The 18,131-nt window shown below is 63.7% G+C and carries 21 protein-coding genes; 17 read left to right on the plus strand and 4 right to left on the minus strand.

What is annotated here, in order from left to right:
* The gene (locus DNK06_RS20980; protein WP_131181935.1) at nt 1–354 is read left to right on the plus strand and encodes an NADH:ubiquinone oxidoreductase; all 354 of its coding nucleotides are present in this window, start codon (nt 1–3) and stop codon (nt 352–354) included.
* Between the two features lie 132 nt (nt 355–486).
* Here DNK06_RS20980 and DNK06_RS20985 read toward each other — a convergent pair whose 3' ends face one another.
* From DNK06_RS20985 to dksA, 3 genes are read right to left on the minus strand one after another with little or no spacing between them, the layout of a single operon-like run.
* Nucleotides 487–1,134 (minus strand): DUF1826 domain-containing protein, encoded by a 648-nt coding sequence (locus tag DNK06_RS20985; RefSeq protein WP_131181936.1) that lies wholly within the window; start codon nt 1,132–1,134, stop codon nt 487–489.
* Nucleotides 1,131–2,333: a zinc metallochaperone GTPase ZigA gene (gene zigA / locus DNK06_RS20990; protein ID WP_131181937.1), complete on the minus strand. Its 1,203-nt coding sequence runs from the start codon at nt 2,331–2,333 to the stop codon at nt 1,131–1,133. Before zigA ends, DNK06_RS20985 begins: the two co-directional genes overlap by 4 nt.
* 26 nt (nt 2,334–2,359) lie before the next feature.
* Nucleotides 2,360–2,764, minus strand: coding sequence for an RNA polymerase-binding protein DksA (dksA, locus tag DNK06_RS20995; RefSeq protein ID WP_131181938.1), 405 nt, complete (start codon nt 2,762–2,764; stop codon nt 2,360–2,362).
* Between the two features lie 70 nt (nt 2,765–2,834).
* Between dksA and folE2 the strand changes: the two genes are divergently transcribed.
* The 8 genes from folE2 (at nt 2,835) to DNK06_RS21035 (ending at nt 9,222) form a co-directional block, all read left to right on the plus strand.
* Nucleotides 2,835–3,731 carry a GTP cyclohydrolase FolE2 gene (folE2, locus tag DNK06_RS21000; RefSeq protein WP_242674748.1) on the plus strand — a complete coding sequence of 299 codons (897 nt, stop codon included), beginning with the start codon at nt 2,835–2,837 and terminating at the stop codon, nt 3,729–3,731.
* A gap of 255 nt (nt 3,732–3,986) precedes the next feature.
* A complete protein-coding gene (locus DNK06_RS21005) occupies nt 3,987–4,577 on the plus strand; it encodes an amino acid synthesis family protein (RefSeq protein WP_131181940.1) in 591 nt (196 codons plus the stop codon).
* Nucleotides 4,578–4,590: 13 nt separating this feature from the next.
* On the plus strand, nt 4,591–5,424 hold the full coding sequence (locus DNK06_RS21010) for an alpha/beta fold hydrolase (RefSeq protein ID WP_131181941.1): 834 nt from the start codon (nt 4,591–4,593) through the stop codon (nt 5,422–5,424).
* Nucleotides 5,421–6,902: an aldehyde dehydrogenase gene (locus DNK06_RS21015; RefSeq protein ID WP_131181942.1), complete on the plus strand. Its 1,482-nt coding sequence runs from the start codon at nt 5,421–5,423 to the stop codon at nt 6,900–6,902. Before DNK06_RS21010 ends, DNK06_RS21015 begins: the two co-directional genes overlap by 4 nt.
* Nucleotides 6,903–6,922: 20 nt before the next feature.
* A complete protein-coding gene (locus DNK06_RS21020; protein WP_131181943.1) occupies nt 6,923–7,408 on the plus strand; it encodes a flavin reductase family protein in 486 nt (161 codons plus the stop codon).
* 59 nt (nt 7,409–7,467) lie between these two features.
* Complete coding sequence (locus DNK06_RS21025) at nt 7,468–7,866, plus strand: carboxymuconolactone decarboxylase family protein (protein WP_131181944.1); 399 nt, start codon at nt 7,468–7,470, stop codon at nt 7,864–7,866.
* 37 nt (nt 7,867–7,903) lie between these two features.
* Nucleotides 7,904–8,653, plus strand: a complete 750-nt coding sequence (locus tag DNK06_RS21030) for a GntR family transcriptional regulator (RefSeq protein WP_131181945.1) — start codon at nt 7,904–7,906, stop codon at nt 8,651–8,653.
* Nucleotides 8,654–8,658: 5 nt separating this feature from the next.
* Nucleotides 8,659–9,222, plus strand: coding sequence for an NUDIX hydrolase (locus tag DNK06_RS21035; protein WP_131181946.1), 564 nt, complete (start codon nt 8,659–8,661; stop codon nt 9,220–9,222).
* Between the two features lie 191 nt (nt 9,223–9,413).
* On the opposite strand, the gene DNK06_RS21040 is transcribed toward DNK06_RS21035, so the two are convergent.
* The gene (locus tag DNK06_RS21040) at nt 9,414–9,707 is read right to left on the minus strand and encodes a DUF1330 domain-containing protein (RefSeq protein ID WP_131181947.1); all 294 of its coding nucleotides are present in this window, start codon (nt 9,705–9,707) and stop codon (nt 9,414–9,416) included.
* 75 nt (nt 9,708–9,782) lie between these two features.
* Between DNK06_RS21040 and ribBA the strand changes: the two genes are divergently transcribed.
* From ribBA to DNK06_RS21080, 8 genes are all read left to right on the plus strand, one after another.
* Complete coding sequence (gene ribBA / locus DNK06_RS21045) at nt 9,783–10,889, plus strand: bifunctional 3,4-dihydroxy-2-butanone-4-phosphate synthase/GTP cyclohydrolase II (RefSeq protein ID WP_131181948.1); 1,107 nt, start codon at nt 9,783–9,785, stop codon at nt 10,887–10,889.
* Between the two features lie 242 nt (nt 10,890–11,131).
* Entirely contained in the window at nt 11,132–12,157 is a 1,026-nt protein-coding gene (locus DNK06_RS21050; protein WP_131181949.1) for an ABC transporter substrate-binding protein, read from the plus strand.
* Between the two features lies 1 nt (nt 12,158).
* Nucleotides 12,159–13,067: an ABC transporter permease gene (locus DNK06_RS21055; RefSeq protein WP_207390030.1), complete on the plus strand. Its 909-nt coding sequence runs from the start codon at nt 12,159–12,161 to the stop codon at nt 13,065–13,067.
* A 5-nt stretch (nt 13,068–13,072) separates the two neighbouring features.
* The gene (locus tag DNK06_RS21060; protein WP_131181950.1) at nt 13,073–13,882 is read left to right on the plus strand and encodes an ABC transporter permease; all 810 of its coding nucleotides are present in this window, start codon (nt 13,073–13,075) and stop codon (nt 13,880–13,882) included.
* A gap of 17 nt (nt 13,883–13,899) precedes the next feature.
* Entirely contained in the window at nt 13,900–15,048 is a 1,149-nt protein-coding gene (locus DNK06_RS21065) for an ABC transporter ATP-binding protein (RefSeq protein WP_131181951.1), read from the plus strand.
* A 44-nt stretch (nt 15,049–15,092) separates the two neighbouring features.
* Nucleotides 15,093–15,578 carry a flavin reductase family protein gene (locus DNK06_RS21070; RefSeq protein WP_131181952.1) on the plus strand — a complete coding sequence of 162 codons (486 nt, stop codon included), beginning with the start codon at nt 15,093–15,095 and terminating at the stop codon, nt 15,576–15,578.
* A gap of 208 nt (nt 15,579–15,786) precedes the next feature.
* Nucleotides 15,787–16,797 carry an ABC transporter substrate-binding protein gene (locus tag DNK06_RS21075; protein WP_131181953.1) on the plus strand — a complete coding sequence of 337 codons (1,011 nt, stop codon included), beginning with the start codon at nt 15,787–15,789 and terminating at the stop codon, nt 16,795–16,797.
* Between the two features lie 139 nt (nt 16,798–16,936).
* Complete coding sequence (locus tag DNK06_RS21080) at nt 16,937–17,980, plus strand: LLM class flavin-dependent oxidoreductase (protein ID WP_131181954.1); 1,044 nt, start codon at nt 16,937–16,939, stop codon at nt 17,978–17,980.
* The last annotated feature ends 151 nt before the right edge of the window (nt 17,981–18,131 follow it).

An 18,131-nucleotide genomic window follows, 5' to 3' on the forward strand; every position in this document is an offset into this window, starting at 1 on the left:
ATGCGCCGTTTGCTGCCCCTGGTGTTGTGTAGTCTGTCCGGCCTGGCCTGGGGCGAAGCCTGCGTGGTGCACAGCCAGGCCGAGCGACTGGACATAAAGGTCTGCCAGCAGAACCGCAGCATTCCGCCGAACCTGTTCCGCAAGGGCTTCTGCCAACCGCAGCTCAAGGGCCAGAAGGTCGAAGTCAGCTTCGTCGAACAGTGCCCCACCGGCGCGTTCGGCGTTTGCCGCAACGCCAAGGTCGGCGGTACACCCTACCAGCAGGACATCCACTATTACGGCGTGGCCAACGACGCCGCCTACCTCAAGCCGTTCTGCGAACGGCAAAGCAAAGGCGTGTGGATAGGCTACTGAGCCGTCATCCAATCGTCATCCGTTTGCGTCTTAATACAGGTTCTCTTCGCAGCCGGTCAGGCACTGGCTGCTTTGTGGCTGCGCTCGGGCGCAGCTTTTTTTTGCCTGCCAATCCGCAATCGGTCAAGGCGTTCAGGCCAGCCAGTCGAGGGTCAACAGCAGGCGCCGTTCACCCGCTGGCAAAGCGGGCGAACGATGCACCAGGCCACGGCCTTCGTTGCCGATCCAGCGCTCGCCCTTGAGCAGCGCCACATGGCCGCAGCCGATCTGCTCGATCACGGCATTCTCCGCAGGCAGCGCCTGGGGCCCGCCGAGGTGCTGGCGTGACACGGCCCCTTCACGCAGCCACTGGCTACCGGGGCCGGCATAGCTGGTGATCAGCCGTAGCGGCACGCGGTCGACATGGAAGCGTGGGCACATGGCAGCATCCAGCGCGCGCAAGCGCAAGCCGATGCTGCGCGCGTCGAGCAGGCAGGCGTAGACCTGAACCAACCAGGCCACATCGGCGAGAAAGGCCGCCTGCCCGGGCATGTCGCTGTACCCGGCGAGCAGGCCGGGCAACGCAGGTTCGGCCTCTGCGTCAGGCAGATCGATGCTCAGCGCTTGCGCCAGCGGCTCGCCCTGGGCCAGCAGGCTGTCGGCGAAGCTGGCCAGATGATCCGGCAACTGACGCTGCCAGACCGCCAGATTGACATCGTCGTGCAGAGCCTCGGCGAGCACGTCGACGTCGTCACGGATGATCTGCCGCGGCGCGTGACGCGGCTTGAAGGCGAGGATCATGCCGCCGCCTCCCAGGGGCCGAACGGATCCGGCAGCTGGCGCCAGGCCTCGACGCCGGCGGCCATTTCCGCATCGCTGAGCAGGCAGTCATCCAGCTCCGCGTGCAGTCGTGCGAAGTCGATGTTCTGGCCGATGAATACCAGTTCCTGGCGGCAGTCACCGCTGGCTGCATCCCACTGGCGAATGATGCCCTTGAGGCCATCTTCATCCTGGGGCCACTGGCTCTTCGGCACGAAACGCCACCAGCGTCCGGCCAGGCCATGGCGCATCAGGCCACCGGCCTGCGACCAGCTGCCGGCTTCCTGGTACTTGCTGGCCAGCCAGAAGAAACCCTTGGAGCGCAGCAGCCGGCCGTTGACCCATTCACGGTTGAGAAAATCGAAGAAGCGCTGCGGATGAAAGGGCCGGCGCGCCCGGTAGGCACTCGATGCGATGCCGTATTCCTCGGTTTCCGGTACGTGCTCGCCACGCATTTCCTTGAGCCAGCCGGGCGACTCGGCGGCACGCTCGAAATCGAACAGACCGGTGTCGAGAATCGCCGGCAGCGGTACCGCGCCCATGCTCATCGGCAGAATCCGTGCGCGGGTGTTGAGGCCACGCAGGATGGCCGTCAGCTCTTCGCGCTCGGCCTGGCTGATCAGGTCGATCTTGCTGATCAACAGCACATCGGCGAACTCGACCTGTTCGATCAGCAGGTCGCTGATCGAGCGCTCGTCTTCCTCCCCGAGGGTTTCGCCGCGGCTGGCCAGGCTCTGGGCGGCCTGGAAATCCTGCATGAAATTCACCCCGTCGACCACCGTGACCAGGGTATCCAGGCGCGCCAGATCAGCCAGGCTCTGGCCCTGCTCGTCGCGGAAGGTGAAGGTTTCCGCCACTGGCAGCGGCTCGGAGATGCCAGTGGACTCGATCAGCAGGTAGTCGAAGCGGCCATCACGGGCCAGTCGGCTGACCTCGTCGAGCAAGTCCTCGCGCAGGGTGCAGCAGATGCAGCCGTTGCTCATCTCCACCAGCTTTTCTTCGGCGCGGTTGAGGCTGACATCGCGCTGCACCTCGCTGCCGTCGATGTTGATTTCACTCATGTCGTTGACGATCACCGCAACGCGCAAGCCGTCGCGGTTCTTCAGCACATGGTTGAGCAGGGTGCTCTTGCCGGCGCCGAGAAAGCCGGAAAGCACGGTAACGGGAAGACGATCGGGCATGGCGGGTTCCTCATCAGCATCAGGGTTCACAGGTCACGTTGGTGGCGTTCGCGCTGTTCTTCGCGCTCTTTCGCCTCGATACACAGGCTGGCAGTGGGCCGCAGCAGCAAGCGGCGCAGACCGATCGGCTCGCCGGTTTCGCGGCACCAGCCGTACTCACCGCGAGCCAGGCGCTCCAGGGCCTGGTCGATCTTGTCGAGCAGCTTCTTTTCACGCTCCAGCAGGCGCAGTTGCCACTGCCGCTGTTCCTCACGGCTGGCCTGATCGGCCTCGTCGGCGGAGCGATCCTGTTCACGCAGCGCATCGAACTCGTCGTCGATGCGTTGCTGCAGTGCCTGGCGCTGTTCGTTGAGCAGGTCACGGAAGAAGCCCTGCTGGGCTTCGTTCATGTAGGCCTGGGGCGGCAGGGCAAGCAGTTCATCGACGGTCATGGCAGGCTCACTGGATTAACTTTAAGTGTTATAACATAACATTTAAAGTCGAATTGTAATGACTACATCAATGAAGCACCGAAGTAACCTGCCCGATATCGCCGCCCAGCGCAGCGACGACTCCGCCGCCACACTCGACTGGGTCGGTATGCGCTGCATCGCCCTGCCCGTGCGGATAGAGGAGCAGGCCGTGAGCGCGCGGATCGATGCCGGGGTCAGCCTGGATGATGGCCAGACCCGCGGCATTCATATGTCGCGCCTGTACCTGGCACTGGCCGAGTTGCGGCGAGAGCCGTTGTCGCCAGTCTTGCTGCGCCAGGTGCTGGAACGCTTCCTGGACAGCCACCGCGACCTGTCGCTGTGCGCCTATCTGGATCTGCAAGGTGAATGGCTGATCGAGCGCCCGGCACTGGTCAGCCCGCTCTCCGGCTACAAGGCCTATCCGCTGACGATCAGATCGCGCCTCGATCCAGGCGGCTTCCATCTGGAGCTGGGGTTGCAGTTGGGCTACTCGTCGACCTGCCCCTGCTCCGCGGCCCTGGCACGTCAGTTGATCCAGCAGCGCTTCGCCGAAGACTTCGCCGAGCGCCAGCCCGATTTCGATGAGCTGCACGCCTGGCTTGGCAGCAGCGCCGGTATCGTCGCCACGCCCCACAGCCAGCGCAGCGAAGCTGCCATTCTGGTTCGCCTGAAGAACGAGGCGACCGCACTGCCCTTCATCGATCTGCTCGACCGGGCGGAGGCCGCCTTGGGCACCGCCGTGCAGACCGCCGTCAAGCGCGCCGACGAACAAGCCTTCGCCCTGGCCAATGGCCAGAACCTGATGTTCTGCGAAGACGCTGCGCGCCGCCTGCATGGCGCACTGTTGGCGATGCCGGGGATCAGCGCTTTCCATATCCAGGTAACCCACGCCGAAAGTCTGCACGCCCACGATGCGGTGGCCAGCGCCAGCCACGGCTGGCGTTGAGGCGAATCGCGGAAGAATGGGCTTTATCGCCGTAGAATGGGTGCAACCCATCTACGATTGATGGGTTGTACCTGCGCGGCCCGCCCTACGACGCTTTTACTGCCATTCCTTTCTGCATAAAAAAACCCTTTTTACCCGGCTGGCGCCATCTCTGATTGCTGCCCAGGCGGCGCTGTGCCTGACGTTCGGAGATGTTTGCATATCATGTATTCTGGTATACCATAATACTCACAACCACTCAGCCAGGGAGCTGTTATGAGTTTCGAGATTCGCAAGATCGTCAGCTATGCAGAAGAAACCCTGATCGAAGGCGGCAAGGCCACTGACAAGCCGGTCACCATGGTCGGCCTGGCCGTGGTGATCAAGAACCCGTGGGCTGGCAACGGCTTTGTCGAAGACCTCAAACCGGTGATCAAGGCCAACTGCTCCGAGCTGGGTGAGCTGATGGTCGCGCGCCTGACCACCGCTATCGGCGGTGCCGACAAGATCGAGGCCTATGGCAAGGCCGCCGTGGTCGGTGCCGATGGTGAAATCGAGCACGCCTCGGCAGTTATCCACACCCTGCGCTTCGGCAATCACTATCGCGAAGCGGTCAAGGCCAAGAGCTATCTGAGCTTCACCAACAAGCGCGGTGGCCCGGGCACTTCGATCCAGATTCCGATGATGCACAAGGACGACGAAGGCCTGCGTTCGCACTACATCACCCTGGAAATGCAGATCGAAGACGCGCCGCGTGCCGACGAAATCGTCGTGGTACTGGGCGCCGCCAACGGTGGTCGCCTGCATCCGCGCATCGGTAACCGTTATATCGATCTGGAAGAACTGGCCGCCGAGAAGGCGCAGTGATCGGGAGCAGGCCATGATTCGGCATCTCGCTGAACGCACCCCCGCCGGCACCAGTTACCGAGTGATCGGCCAGGGCCAACCCGTGGTGTTGATCCACGGTGTCGGCCTGACCAAGGACATGTGGGGCGGCCAGGTGGTTGGCCTGGCCCAGCATTTCCAGGTCATCGTCTATGACATGCTCGGCCACGGCGACAGCCCGCGACCGGCAGTGGACACCGACCTGGCCGGTTACGCCGAGCAGTTGCGCGAACTGCTCGATCACCTCGGCCAGCAGCAGGCCACGGTGATCGGCTTCTCCATGGGCGGCCTGGTGGCACGAGCCTTCGCATTGCACTACCCGCAACGCATCGCCGCCCTGGTGATACTCAACAGCGTATTCAACCGCAGCCCCGAGCAGCGTGCCGGCGTCATCGCGCGCACTGCCCAGGCCGCCGAACATGGCCCGGATGCCAATGCCGAAGCTGCACTGTCGCGCTGGTTCAGCCGTGAATACCAGGCTGCCAACCCGGCACAGATCGCCTCCATCCGCCAGACTCTGGCCGGCAACGACGCCCAAGGCTACCTGACCACCTATACGCTGTTCGCCACCCAGGACATGTACCGCGCCGACGCTCTGGCTGAAATCCGCGTGCCGACCCTGATCGCCACCGGCGAGCTCGATCCGGGCTCGACACCGCAGATGGCCGAACAACTGGCGCAGTGCATTCCAGGCGCCAGGGCCGTGGTGCTGGCCGAACAACGGCATATGATGCCGGTGGAATCGCCGCGCCTGGTCAACCAGATGCTGCTGGAATTCCTCGCAGAAGCCAGCCAGTTGCAGAACACCGTAAAGGGGATCGTCGCATGACATTCGCACGCTATCAGATGTGCATTGACGGCCAGTGGGTCGACGCGCTGTCCGGCAACACCTTCGAGAGCCTCGACCCGGCTCGCGCTCAGGCCTGGGCGGTGCTCCCGGATGCCGCCGGCGAAGACGTCGAGCGCGCCGTACAGGCCGCTCAGGCGGCGTTCGTCAACCCCGCCTGGCGCAGCCTGAGCGCCACCGCACGGGGCAAACTGCTGCGTCGTCTCGGCGACCTGATCGCCGAGAACAAGGAAGCCCTGGCCCAGCTGGAAAGCCGTGACAACGGCAAGCTGATCCGCGAAACCCGTGGCCAGGTCGGCTATCTGCCGGAGTTCTTCCACTACACCGCGGGCCTGGCCGACAAGCTCGAAGGCGGCACCCTGCCCCTCGACAAGCCGGACATGTTCGCCTACACCAGCCACGAGCCGATTGGCGTGGTGGCCGGGATCATTCCCTGGAACAGCCCGCTGTACCTGACCGCAATCAAGCTCGCGCCAGCACTGGCAGCGGGCAACACCATCGTGCTCAAGCCCTCGGAACATGCCTCGGCGACCATTCTCGAACTGGCCCGCCTGGCTCTGGAGGCGGGCTTTCCGGCCGGCGTGATCAACGTGGTCACCGGCTACGGGCCGACCACCGGCGCGGCACTGACCCGTCACCCGCTGGTACGCAAGATCGCCTTCACCGGCGGCGCCGCCACCGCCCGCCATGTGGTGCGCGCCAGTGCGGAGAATTTCGCCAAGCTGTCGCTGGAACTGGGCGGCAAGTCGCCGAACATCATCTTCGCCGACGCCGATCTCGACAGCGCCGTGAACGGCGTGGTCGCCGGCATCTACGCCGCCTCCGGGCAGAGTTGCGTGGCCGGTTCGCGGCTGCTGGTGCAGGACAGCATCTACGACGCATTCGTCGAACGCCTGGTCGAGCGTGCCAAACGCATCCGCATCGGCAACCCGCAGGACGACGCCAGCGAGATGGGCCCCATGGCCACCGCCCAGCAACTGGCCGTGGTCGAGCGCCTGGTCGCCACTGCCGTCGCCGAAGGCGCGACGTTGCGCCTGGGTGGCAAACGCCCCCAGGTCGACGGCGGAGGCTGGTATTACGAGCCGACCCTGTTCGAATGCGACGACCATTCGATGACCATCATGCAGGAAGAGGTCTTCGGCCCGGTGGCTTCGGTGATCCGTTTCCAGGACGAGGCCGAAGCGCTGGCCATGGCCAACGACTCGCAGTTCGGCCTTGCCGCCGGCATCTGGACGCGCGACCTGGGCCGTGCTCACCGCATGGCCAAAGGCGTGCGCTCGGGCATCATCTGGGTCAATACCTACCGGGCCGTTTCGGCCATGGCGCCGATTGGTGGTTTCGGCAACAGCGGCTATGGCCGCGAGAGCGGCATCGACTCGGTACTCGCCTACACCGAACTGAAAACGGTGTGGATCAACCTGTCGCAAGCGCCGATGCCCGACCCGTTCGTGATGCGCTGAGCGCATCGAGGAAAGCACACATGATCGAACCCGGACTGTACAAATCCGTCATGGCCGCCTTCCCCTCGGGGGTGACCATCGTCACCACCCTGGGCCCCGATGGCGGCATCGTCGGCATCACCGCCAGCGCCTTCAGCGCTCTATCGATCGACCCGGCACTGGTGCTGTTCTGCCCCAACTACGGCTCCGATTCCTACCCGGTGCTGCGCGACAGCAAGCGCTTCGCGATTCACCTGCTATCCGCCGAGCAACAGGCCGAAGCCTATGCCTTTGCCGGCAAGGGCAAGAACAAAGCCGCCGGTATCGAATGGACACTGAGCGAGCAGGGCAACCCGCTGCTGAAAAACGCCGCCGCGATCATCGAATGCGAACTGTGGCGCGAGTACGACGGTGGTGACCACGCCATCATGGTCGGCACGGTGAAGAACCTGATCCTGCCCGAGGAGGCGCCGGTGCCGATGATCTATCACCGCGGCAAACTCGGCGCCCTGCCGGCCATTGCCTGAAACCCTTTGTGCTCACGCGCATCCTCCTAGCGCGTGAGCGTTTTTAATGCGGAGTAGGTATGCGCAACGACAAGTACGAGAAGGGTCTGCAGATTCGCACCCAGGTGCTGGGCGAGGATTACGTGAAACGCTCGGTGGAGAATGCCGACGACTTCAACCGCCCGCTGCAGGAGCTGGTCACCGAATACTGCTGGGGGCATGTATGGGGTCGCGAAGGCTTATCGATGCAGGAACGCAGCATGATAAACTTGGCCATGATTTCTGCGCTCAATCGCCCGCACGAGCTGAAGTTGCACATTCGCGGTGCCCTGCGTAACGGCCTCAGCCGCGAGCAGATTCGCGAGATTCTGCTTCAGGTCGGCATCTATTGCGGCGTGCCTGCTGCGGTCGACAGCTTCCGTATTGCCCGTGAGGCCTTTGCCGAAGCGGATGCCGAGGCCCAGCAGGCCGAGGCATAGTTTGAGTGATCCCATACCTATAACTCGAGCCCTAACCATGAAACGCCAGCCGATCGACGATAGCTTCAAGGTCAACCGCAATCCCGTGACCCTGCGGGAGATCGTCCTGGACAAGCTGCGCAACGCCATCATGAATTTCCAGTTGCTACCCGGCGACCGCCTGGTGGAGCGCGACCTGTGTGATCGGCTGGGGGTCAGCCGCACCTCGGTGCGCGAGGCGTTGCGTCATCTGGAGTCCGAAGGACTGGTGGAATTCGCCGATGCCAAGGGCCCGCGTGTGGCAATCATCACCCTGGAAGACGCCTGCGACCTCTACGAGCTGCGCTGTGTACTGGAAGGCATGATCGTCCAGCTGTTCACCCTGCGCGCCCGCGCCAAGGACATCCGCGCTCTGGAACGTGCCCTGGAGAACAACCGCAAGACCCTCGAAGAAGGCGAACTGCCGGACGTGCTGGAGTCGGTACAGGAGTTCTACAACGTGCTGATGGAAGGCTCGGGCAACGACATTGCCGCCACCCAGCTGCGTCAGTTGCAGGCACGTATCAGCTACCTGCGCGCGACCTCGGTGTCGCAGAGCAACCGGCGCAGCACCAGCAACCAGGAAATGGAACGCATCGTCGAGGCGATCAAGAGCGGCGACCCGCTGGCCGCTCACCAAGCCTCGGTGGATCACGTGCGCACCGCGGCCAAAGTCGCCCTGGAATACCTGGAAGCCAAGCAGGAAGGTGCCAAGGCCCGCGATATCGTCGCGCCCATCAGCCTGCCAGACCCGCGTATCGGTCGCTGACCCGCATGCCCAGCCCGCGCTTCTGTCAGCAATGCGGCGGCGCGACGCTGGAACGGCGCCGCCCAACAGGCGACGACCATTCGCGGCTGGTGTGCGGCGGCTGCGGGCATATTCACTACGAAAACCCCAAGGTCATCACCGGCTGTATCATCGAGCAGGACGGCCGCTATCTCCTCTGCCAACGCGCCATCGCGCCGCGCATCGGCACCTGGACGCTGCCCGCGGGGTTCATGGAAAACGGCGAAACCACCGAACAGGCAGCGCTGCGCGAGGTACGCGAGGAAGCCGGCGTGGTCGCCGAAATCCTCTGCCCCTACTCGATCTTCAGCGTGCCCTCGATCAGCGAGGTGTACCTGATCTTCCGCGCCCGGCTGTTGCGCGACACCGGCTACTTCGGCAGCGAAACCCTGGCCCGCCGCTTCTTCGCACCCGAGGACATTCCCTGGGAGCAGATCTACTATCCGGCCATCCGGCAGATCCTCGAACGCTACATCGCCGAGCGCGAAGCGGGCATCTACGGGATCTACATGGGCAGCGACGACAACGGCAAGATTCATTTCATTCGCTAAATGGTCAACAGCCAGGCGATGGCCGATTAAAGGCGGGAGCGGACGGTCGTAGGATGGGTGCAACCCATCGGCAATTGATGGGTTTCACCCATCCTACGGGCTGGTGGACAAAAAGAGCGCTAGCTACGCGCCCCGATCCACCCTACGGCCGCTTGCGCCTTACAGCCGCCAACCCCCATCGTCAAAAACGCTCAGGGCTCCATGCCTTCGACGATGATCACTTCCGAGCGTGCTGCGCCGGCCCGGTAGCTGCTGGCTTGCTGGTAGGCCTCGGAGCGGTAGCAGGCCACAGCCTGATCGTAGGAGGGGAATTCGATCACCACGCTACGCTGCGGCGTGGCGCGGCCTTCCTGCGCCTCGGAGCGGCCGCCGCGGGCGAGAAACTTGCCACCAAAGGCAGCGAAGGCCGCCGGGGCACGCTTGGTGTATTCCACATAGCGCTCGGGATCGGTGACGTCCACATGCGCGATCCAGTAACCCTTCATTGATTGACCTCCTTTAAATTGAATTCGTATTACGGTATACCATAATTTAAAATAGCCCAGTCGACGAGATCCGCCATGCCCTTCCACTCCATCCGTGAACTCATCGATGACTTCCGCCAGGGCAAAATGGTGTTGCTGGTCGATGACGAAGACCGCGAGAATGAGGGCGACCTACTGCTCGCCGCACAGTTCTGCACGCCTCAGGCGATCAACTTCATGGCCCGTGAAGCGCGTGGGCTGATCTGCCTGACCCTGACCGACGATCACTGCCAGCGTCTGGGGCTGGAGCAGATGGTACCGAGTAACGGTAGCGTGTTTTCCACCGCCTTCACTGTCTCCATCGAAGCCGCCAGCGGCATCACCACCGGCATTTCCGCCGCCGACCGCGCCCATACGGTTCTCACCGCCGTGGCGCCTGGTGCGACGACAGCCGACCTGGTGCAGCCGGGCCATATCTTCCCGCTGCGCGCCAAGGAAGGCGGCGTGTTGACCCGTGCCGGGCACACCGAAGCTGGCTGCGATCTGGCCAGGCTGGCCGGCCTGACCCCAGCGGCGGTGATAGTCGAAATCATGAACGAAGACGGCAGCATGGCCCGCCGCCCGCAGTTGGAAGGCTTCGCCGATTCGCACGGTATCAGGATCGGCACCATCGCCGACCTGATCCAGTACCGCCTGAGCACCGAGCACACGGTCACCCGCATCGGCGAGCGCGCGCTGTCCACCGTGCACGGCGAGTTCCGCCTGATCACCTATGAAGACCGAATCGCCGGTGGCGTGCACATGGCCATGGTGATGGGCGATATTCGCCACAACGAGCCCACCCTGGCGCGCGTGCATGCCATCGACCCGCTGCGCGATCTGGTGGGCGCCGAATACACCGGCCCGCGCAGCTGGACGCTGTGGGCCGCCCTGGAACGCATCGCTACCGATGGCAAAGGTGTCGTAGTGGTGCTGGCCAACCACGAATCGTCCCAGGCGCTGCTCGAACGCGTACCGCAGCTGACGCAGCCGCAACGCCCGTTCAATCGCGGCCAGACACGCGTCTATTCCGAGGTCGGCACCGGGGCACAGATTCTGCAGGATCTGGGCGTCGGTAAGCTGCGTCACCTGGGCCCGCCGCTCAAATACGCAGGTCTTGCCGGCTATGAGCTGGAGGTCGTGGAGAGCGTACCCTTCGAGTGAGCAAAGGCTGCGGATGACCGGTCACGCCGCCGAGACATGAAGTGTGGCAAAGCGCTTGCGGAAAGTTTGGAATACCATAATATGATATCCCTAAGGCCAGCTAGTTTATCGTGTGCCCCGCAAGGGAAAACCACAAAGACAGCACCGATATCGGCCGCCATTCAGATCCCTTGGATCCACTGCTCCGGTTAAGCGGGCACAACGCTCGCTTGCGAAAAAACACAACAAAGAGGGCAAGCAAGATGGTGTTAATCAAAGGTGTGACCTCGATGCTCGCCGCGAGCATTCTGAGTGCAGCAGTCGCCACCACGGCCGCTGCAGAAACCGTCAACTTCGTCAGCTGGGGGGGCACCACCCAGGATGCGCAGAAGGCGGCCTGGGCCGACCCGTTCAGCAAGGCCAACGGGATCACCGTGGTGCAAGACGGGCCCACCGACTACGGCAAGCTCAAGGCCATGGTCGAAAGCGGCAACGTACAGTGGGACGTGGTCGACGTGGAGGCCGATTTCGCCCTGCGCGCCGCCGCCGAAGGCCTGCTCGAACCGCTGGACTTCGGCGTCATCGAGCGCGACAAGATCGACCCGCGCTTCGTCTCCGATCACGGTGTCGGTTCGTTCTTCTTCTCCTTCGTACTCGGCTACAACGAGGGCCGCCTCGGCAACCAGCAGCCGGAGGACTGGAGCGCGCTGTTCGACACGGCGACCTACCCCGGCAAACGCGCCCTGTACAAGTGGCCGAGCCCCGGGGTGATCGAGCTGGCCTTGCTTGCCGACGGCGTCGCCGCCGACAAGCTCTACCCGCTGGATCTGGATCGCGCCTTCAAGAAACTCGACACCATCAAGAAAGACATCGTCTGGTGGGGCGGCGGCGCTCAGTCGCAGCAACTACTGGCCTCCGGCGAGGCGAGCATCGGCCAGTTCTGGAACGGCCGCATCTATGCCCTTCAGGAAGACGGCGCGCCAGTGGCGGCAAGCTGGAAACAGAACCTGGTCATGGCCGACTTCCTGGTCATTCCCAAGGGTGCCAAGAACAAGGACGCGGCCATGAAGTTCCTGGCTCACGCCAGCGGCGCCAAGGGCCAGGCCGACTTCGCCAACCTCACTGCCTACGCGCCGGTCAACGTCGACAGCGTGCAGCGTCTGGACTCGGTGCTGGCACCGAACCTGCCCACCGCGCACGTGAGCGATCAGATCACCCTGGACTACGCCTACTGGGCGAAGAACGGGGCGGCTATCGCCACCCGCTGGAACGAATGGCTGGTGAAGTGAAATGACCGTGCTCCGTACCCCTGAGGTCGGTACAGCAGACCGTCGGCGCGACAGCGCCGACGGTAACGCGGAACGGGCGGCGCGCTGGCGCGGCGCCCCGTACCTGCTGCCGGCCCTGCTGTTCCTTGGGTTGTTCTTCCTGACGCCGCTGATCGGCCTGCTGCTGCGCGGCGTGCTGGAACCGGAGCCGGGCCTGGGCAACTACGCACAGCTATTCGCCAATTCGGCCTACTCCAGGGTGCTGTTCAACACCTTCGCGGTAGCCGGGCTGGTGACCGTGATCAGCCTGCTGCTGGGCTTCCCCCTGGCCTGGGCGATCACCCTGATGCCACGCGGCTGGGGCCGCTGGCTGCTGAATATCGTCCTGCTGTCGATGTGGACCAGCCTGCTGGCGCGCACCTACTCCTGGCTGGTGCTGCTGCAGTCCTCGGGGGTGGTGAACAAGACGCTGATGGCCATGGGCATCATCGATCAGCCGCTGGAGATGGTGCACAACCTGACCGGCGTGGTGATCGGCATGAGCTACATCATGATTCCGTTCATCGTGCTGCCACTGCAGGCAACCATGAGCGCCATCGATCCGATGGTGTTGCAGGCCGGCTCGATCTGCGGCGCCAGTCCGTGGCGCAACTTTTTCAAGGTGTTCCTGCCGCTGTGCCGGCCGGGTATTTTCTCCGGTGGGCTGATGGTCTTCGTGATGTCCCTGGGTTACTACGTGACCCCGGCGCTCCTCGGCGGCGCACAGAACATGATGCTGCCCGAATTCATCATCCAGCAGGTGCAATCGTTCCTCAACTGGGGCATTGCCAGCGCGGCGGCAGCCTTGCTGATCTTCATCACGCTGGTGCTGTTCTACGTCTACCTGAAGCTGCAACCGGAATCGCCGGTGGCTTCCAGCACTGCGAGGTAAACGCCATGCTGCTGTCACCCAATGCCATGGGCCGCGGCCTGCGCTACGGCCTCAATACCGTCACCGCGCTGATCGCCGTGTTCCTGCTGCTACCGATTCTGTTCATCGTGCTGCTGTCGTTCGGCTCCTCGCAGTGGCTGGTGTTCCCCCCGCCGGGCTGGACGTTCAAGTGGTACGGGCAGTTCTTCTCCAACGCCCAGTGGATGGACTCGGCGCTGGTCAGCCTCAAGGTGGCCATGCTGACGACCGTCTGCGCGGTCGCCATCGGCATGCCCAGCGCCTTCGCGCTGGTACGCGGCCGCTTCCCTGGCCGTGAGCTGTTGTACGCGCTGTTCACCCTGCCGATGATCGTGCCGCTGGTGATCATCGCCGTGGCGGTCTACGCACTGTTCCTCAAGCTCGGCTACACCGGCACGCTGTTCGCCTTCGTGGTCAGCCACGTGATCGTCGCGCTGCCGTTCACCATCATCTCGATCATCAACTCGCTGAAGCTGTTCGATCAGTCCATCGAGGATGCCGCAGTGATCTGCGGCGCCACGCGCCTGCAGGCCATCGTCAAGGTGACCTTCCCGGCGATCCGTCCGGGCCTGGTGGCCGGCGGCCTGTTCGCCTTCCTGGTTTCCTGGGACGAAGTGGTGCTCAGCGTGATGATGGCCAGCCCCGGCCTGCAGACGCTGCCGGTGAAGATGTGGACGACGCTGCGCCAGGATCTCACCCCGGTGATCGCCGTCGCCTCGACGCTGCTGATCGGTCTTTCCCTGCTGGTCATGGTCGTCGCAGCAATCGTGCGCCGGCGCACCGACGTCAAAGCCTGAGTGCCGAGGAGAATTTCATGAGTGCCGTCATCCAAGAAAACCGGGCACCACAAACGCTGGTCAGCCTGCGCAACCTGAACAAGCACTACGGCGACTTCACCGCTGTGGATAACATTTCCCTGGAGATCCAGGAGGGCGAATTCCTCACCTTCCTCGGCTCCAGCGGCTCGGGCAAGAGCACCACGCTGTCGATGCTGGCCGGCTTCGAAACCCCCAGCTCCGGGGAGATCCTGGTCGAGGGCAAATCCCTGGTCAACGTGCCGCCGCACAAGCGCGATATCGGCATGGTATTCCAGCGCTACTCGCTGTTTCCGCACCTCGACGTGCGCCAGAACATCGCCTTTCCCCTGGCGATCCGCAAACTGAGTGCCGCCGAGCAGCAGCGTCAGGTCGAGGCCATGCTCAAGCTGGTACAGCTCGGCGAGTTCGCGCACCGGCGTCCGGCGCAACTTTCCGGCGGCCAGCAACAGCGCGTGGCAATTGCCCGCGCGCTGGTCTACGAACCGCGCATCCTGCTGATGGACGAACCCCTCGGCGCGCTGGACAAGAAGCTGCGCGAAGACTTGCAGGACGAGTTGCGTCACCTGCATCGCCGCCTGGGCATCACCATCGTCTACGTGACCCACGATCAGGAGGAAGCCATGCGCCTGTCACAGCGCATCGCCATCTTCAGCCACGGCAAGATCGTCGGTCTGGGCAGCGGTTATGACCTTTACCAGAACCCGCCAAACGCCTTCGTCGCCTCCTTCCTCGGCAACTCCAACTTCCTCCGGGCCAAAGTCAGTGGCCAGGCCGCGGTGCAGTTCGAGCAGCAGAGCCTGTCGATCACCCCAACCGCCAACCTGAAGAACGATCAGGACGTGCTGCTGATGCTGCGCCCGGAAAAAGCCCAGGTGCTGCCACAGGAAATCGCTGCGCAGACGCCGCTGCCGGCCGGCTGGAACGAGATACCCGTGCAGGTCGCCGAAGTGGTGTTCCTCGGCGAGAGCCTGACCTGCCACGTGGTCACACCCGGCGGCGGCTACCTGACCCTCAAGGCCATGGGCAGCGGCCTGCAACCCCTGCAGCCCGGCGCCCAGGCGCGCGTACGCTGGGCCGCCAGCGATGCCTGCCTGTACGACAGCTGGAACGAGAGCGACCTGAACAAGGCCGCTGGTGCTCACTGAGACATATAGAAACGGGGTCAGCAGGCCCCGTAGAGGTAACCATCATGATCGACCCAATCCTGTACAAGAACGTCCTCGGCACCTATCCCTCGGGGGTCACGGTCATCACCACGCTGGATGAACACGGACAGATCGCCGGCCTCACCGCCAGTGCGTTCAGTTCGCTGTCTCTGGATCCCGCACTGGTGCTGTTCTGCCCCAACTACAGCTCCGACTCCTACCCGGTGCTGATCCGCAGCAAGCGCTTCGCCATCCACCTGCTCTCCGCCGAGCAGAGCGCCGAGGCCTACGCCTTCGCCCGCAAGGGCAAGGACAAGGCCGCAGGAATCGAGTGGACGCTGAGCGCACTGGGTAACCCGTTGCTGGAGGGTGCCACGGCAATCATCGAATGCGAGCTGTGGCGCGAATACGAGGGCGGCGACCACGCCATCCTGGTTGGCGCGGTGAAGAACCTGATCGTGCCTGAAGAAGCTGTCGTGCCGATGGTCTATTGCCGAGGCAAAATGGGCGCACTGCCCGCCTTAGCCTGACCCGTCATCAGGCACCCAACCGGTAGCGCCCGAGGGGCCGGTAACGCCCACTTCGGGCATCGGTGGTACTGCTGTTCCCAGTCCATCGCCCTCTCCCGTTTGCCTGAACCGTTGGAGCGTATCTTGCCAAACGCTATTACGGTATACCGCACCTGCTGAGTTCCGGGGGTGCATACCCATGTGTTTCTATCGTCGGGGAGGGATTTTCATGCGTACATTGCTGGCCATGCTGCTGGGGTTGCAGCTGTTGTCGACCGCTCACGCCGAGCAGAGCATCACCTTCGTCAGTTGGGGTGGCACCACCCAGGCGGCGCAGACCCGCGCCTGGAGCGAACCCTTCACCCGGCAGACCGGCATCCGTGTCGAGCAGGCCGGGCCCACCGACTATGCCGCCTTCAAGGCCATGGTGGAGAGTGGCCAGGTAACCTGGGACGTGGTCGATGTGGAGGCGGATTTCGCCCTGCGCGCCGGCCGTGAAGGGCTGCTCGAGCCGCTGGCCTTCAAGCAGATCGCCAAGCACACTATCGACCCGCGCTTCGTCACCATCTACGGTACCGGTTCGTTCTACTTTTCCTTCATCCTCGGCTACAACACCCAGGCGCTGCGCGAAGCCCCGCAGAACTGGGCGGCACTGTTCGACACCCGAACCTATCCCGGTAAGCGCGCGTTGTACAAATGGCCGAGCCCCGGCGTGCTGGAAATTGCCCTGCTCGCCGATGGGGTGAACCCCGCACAGTTGTATCCGCTGGATCTGGATCGCGCCTTCCGCAAACTCGACAGCATCAAGGGCGATATCGCCTGGTGGGGCAGTGGCGACGAATCGCAGCAGTTGCTCGCCTCCGGCACCGCCAGCCTGGGCATGTTCTGGAATGGTCGAGTCAACGCCCTGCATGATCAGGGGGCAGCGGTGGGCATGAGCTGGCAGCAGAACCTGGTTACTGGCGACTTCCTGGTGATTCCGCGCGGTTCACGCCATGTCGAGGCGGCGCAAGCATTCATCGCCTATGCCACCAGCCCGAAACCCCAGGCCGACTTTTCTTCGCTGACCGGTTACGCGCCGGTCAGCCTCGGCGCCTCCGCGCTGGTGGATCCCAAGCTGGCGGAGAACCAGCCCGGCGCCCACAAGACCGGGCAGATCACTCTGGACTTCAAGTACTGGAGCCTGAACGGCGAGCGTATCGCGCAACGCTGGAATGCCTGGCAGGCGGCCGGCCACTGACACTTTCGATAGCACTGGCCGGCCTATATTCGTCAAAGTATTTTATATTATGGTATACCATAGACCATGAGCCGCATGATCCTGCAAGGCGGCCAGTCCCGACAGCGCCTGGAGCCTTACAAAAATCGAGGAAAGCGACATGAAATTTTCTTTGTTCGTCCACATGGAACGCTACGACCTGGAAGTCGGCCATCGCGAGCTCTTCGAGCAACTGACCGAGCTGACCCTGCTGGCCGAGGCCGGTGGCTTCAGCACCGTATGGGTTGGCGAGCACCACGCCATGGAATACACCATTTCGCCGAGCCCGATGCCGATCCTGGCGTACCTGGCGGCCCGCACCAACAGCATCCGCCTGGGTGCCGGCACCATCATCGCGCCGTTCTGGAACCCGATCCGCGTGGCCGGCGAATGCGCCCTGCTCGACGTGATCAGCAACGGTCGCATGGAAGTGGGCCTGGCCCGTGGCGCCTACCAGTACGAGTTCGACCGCATGGCCGGCGGCATGCCCGCCAGCGACGGCGGCAAGTATCTGCGCGAGATGGTGCCGGTGGTCAAGGCGCTGTGGAAGGGCAACTACGCCCACGACGGCGAGATCTGGAAATTCCCGTCCACCACCTCGTCGCCCAAGCCGCTGCAGCAGCCGAACCCACCGGTGTGGATCGCCGCCCGCGACCCGGACTCGCACAACTTCGCGGTGGCCAACGGCTGCAACGTGATGGTCACGCCGCTGATGAAGGGCGACGAGGAAGTGGTCGACCTGAACAACAAGTTCAAGGCCGCCCTGGCCAACAACCCGGACGTGCCGCGCCCGCAGCTGATGGTGCTGCGCCACACCCACGTGCACCTGGCGGACGATCCCGAGGGCTGGAAGGTCGGCGCCGCCGCCATCTCGCGCTTCTACCGCACCTTCGATGCCTGGTTCGGCAACAAGATCACCCCGGTCGACGGCCTGCTGGCCCCGAGCCCCGAGGAGAAATTCAAGGAGCGCCCGGAGTTCGAGCTGGAGAACATCCGCAAGAACACCATGATCGGCACGCCCGAGGAAATCATCGCGCGCATTCGTCACTACCAGGAACTGGGCGTCGACGAATTCAGCTTCTGGGCCGACAACAGCCTGCCCTATGCGGAGAAGAAAAAGTCCCTGGAGCTGTTCATCCAGCACGTGGTGCCGGCCTTCCGCTGAGCCCCGTAACCGCTGCCCCGGCCACGCCGGGCAGCGGCTTCGCCCTTGCGGCGAGACGCAAAACCCTATCCGAATAAAGACAAGAAGTAGGTTTTCCCATGGTGTCCCGCACAGCCTTGCTGCTCTACTCCTGCCCGTTCTCCCCCGTCTG

The organism is Phytopseudomonas daroniae (genome assembly GCF_004327285.1).
Classification (GTDB): domain Bacteria; phylum Pseudomonadota; class Gammaproteobacteria; order Pseudomonadales; family Pseudomonadaceae; genus Aquipseudomonas; species Aquipseudomonas daroniae.

Bases quoted from the DNA above. Each gene is read 5' to 3' on its own strand.
- DNK06_RS21030 (WP_131181945.1), top strand. From the start codon at position 7,904: ATGAAACGCCAGCCGATCGACGATAGCTTCAAGGTCAACCGCAATCCC.
- ribBA (WP_131181948.1), top strand. From the start codon at position 9,783: ATGCCCTTCCACTCCATCCGTGAACTCATCGATGACTTCCGCCAGGGC.
- DNK06_RS21065 (WP_131181951.1), top strand. From the start codon at position 13,900: ATGAGTGCCGTCATCCAAGAAAACCGGGCACCACAAACGCTGGTCAGC.
- DNK06_RS21005 (WP_131181940.1), top strand. From the start codon at position 3,987: ATGAGTTTCGAGATTCGCAAGATCGTCAGCTATGCAGAAGAAACCCTG.
- DNK06_RS21070 (WP_131181952.1), top strand. From the start codon at position 15,093: ATGATCGACCCAATCCTGTACAAGAACGTCCTCGGCACCTATCCCTCG.
- DNK06_RS21080 (WP_131181954.1), top strand. From the start codon at position 16,937: ATGAAATTTTCTTTGTTCGTCCACATGGAACGCTACGACCTGGAAGTC.
- DNK06_RS21060 (WP_131181950.1), top strand. From the start codon at position 13,073: ATGCTGCTGTCACCCAATGCCATGGGCCGCGGCCTGCGCTACGGCCTC.
- DNK06_RS21015 (WP_131181942.1), top strand. From the start codon at position 5,421: ATGACATTCGCACGCTATCAGATGTGCATTGACGGCCAGTGGGTCGAC.
- DNK06_RS21020 (WP_131181943.1), top strand. From the start codon at position 6,923: ATGATCGAACCCGGACTGTACAAATCCGTCATGGCCGCCTTCCCCTCG.
- dksA (WP_131181938.1), bottom strand. From the start codon at position 2,764: ATGACCGTCGATGAACTGCTTGCCCTGCCGCCCCAGGCCTACATGAAC.
- DNK06_RS20985 (WP_131181936.1), bottom strand. From the start codon at position 1,134: ATGATCCTCGCCTTCAAGCCGCGTCACGCGCCGCGGCAGATCATCCGT.
- DNK06_RS21050 (WP_131181949.1), top strand. From the start codon at position 11,132: ATGGTGTTAATCAAAGGTGTGACCTCGATGCTCGCCGCGAGCATTCTG.
- DNK06_RS21075 (WP_131181953.1), top strand. From the start codon at position 15,787: ATGCGTACATTGCTGGCCATGCTGCTGGGGTTGCAGCTGTTGTCGACC.
- DNK06_RS21055 (WP_207390030.1), top strand. From the start codon at position 12,159: ATGACCGTGCTCCGTACCCCTGAGGTCGGTACAGCAGACCGTCGGCGC.
- zigA (WP_131181937.1), bottom strand. From the start codon at position 2,333: ATGCCCGATCGTCTTCCCGTTACCGTGCTTTCCGGCTTTCTCGGCGCC.
- folE2 (WP_242674748.1), top strand. From the start codon at position 2,835: ATGAAGCACCGAAGTAACCTGCCCGATATCGCCGCCCAGCGCAGCGAC.
- DNK06_RS21035 (WP_131181946.1), top strand. From the start codon at position 8,659: ATGCCCAGCCCGCGCTTCTGTCAGCAATGCGGCGGCGCGACGCTGGAA.
- DNK06_RS21010 (WP_131181941.1), top strand. From the start codon at position 4,591: ATGATTCGGCATCTCGCTGAACGCACCCCCGCCGGCACCAGTTACCGA.
- DNK06_RS21040 (WP_131181947.1), bottom strand. From the start codon at position 9,707: ATGAAGGGTTACTGGATCGCGCATGTGGACGTCACCGATCCCGAGCGC.
- DNK06_RS21025 (WP_131181944.1), top strand. From the start codon at position 7,468: ATGCGCAACGACAAGTACGAGAAGGGTCTGCAGATTCGCACCCAGGTG.
- DNK06_RS20980 (WP_131181935.1), top strand. From the start codon at position 1: ATGCGCCGTTTGCTGCCCCTGGTGTTGTGTAGTCTGTCCGGCCTGGCC.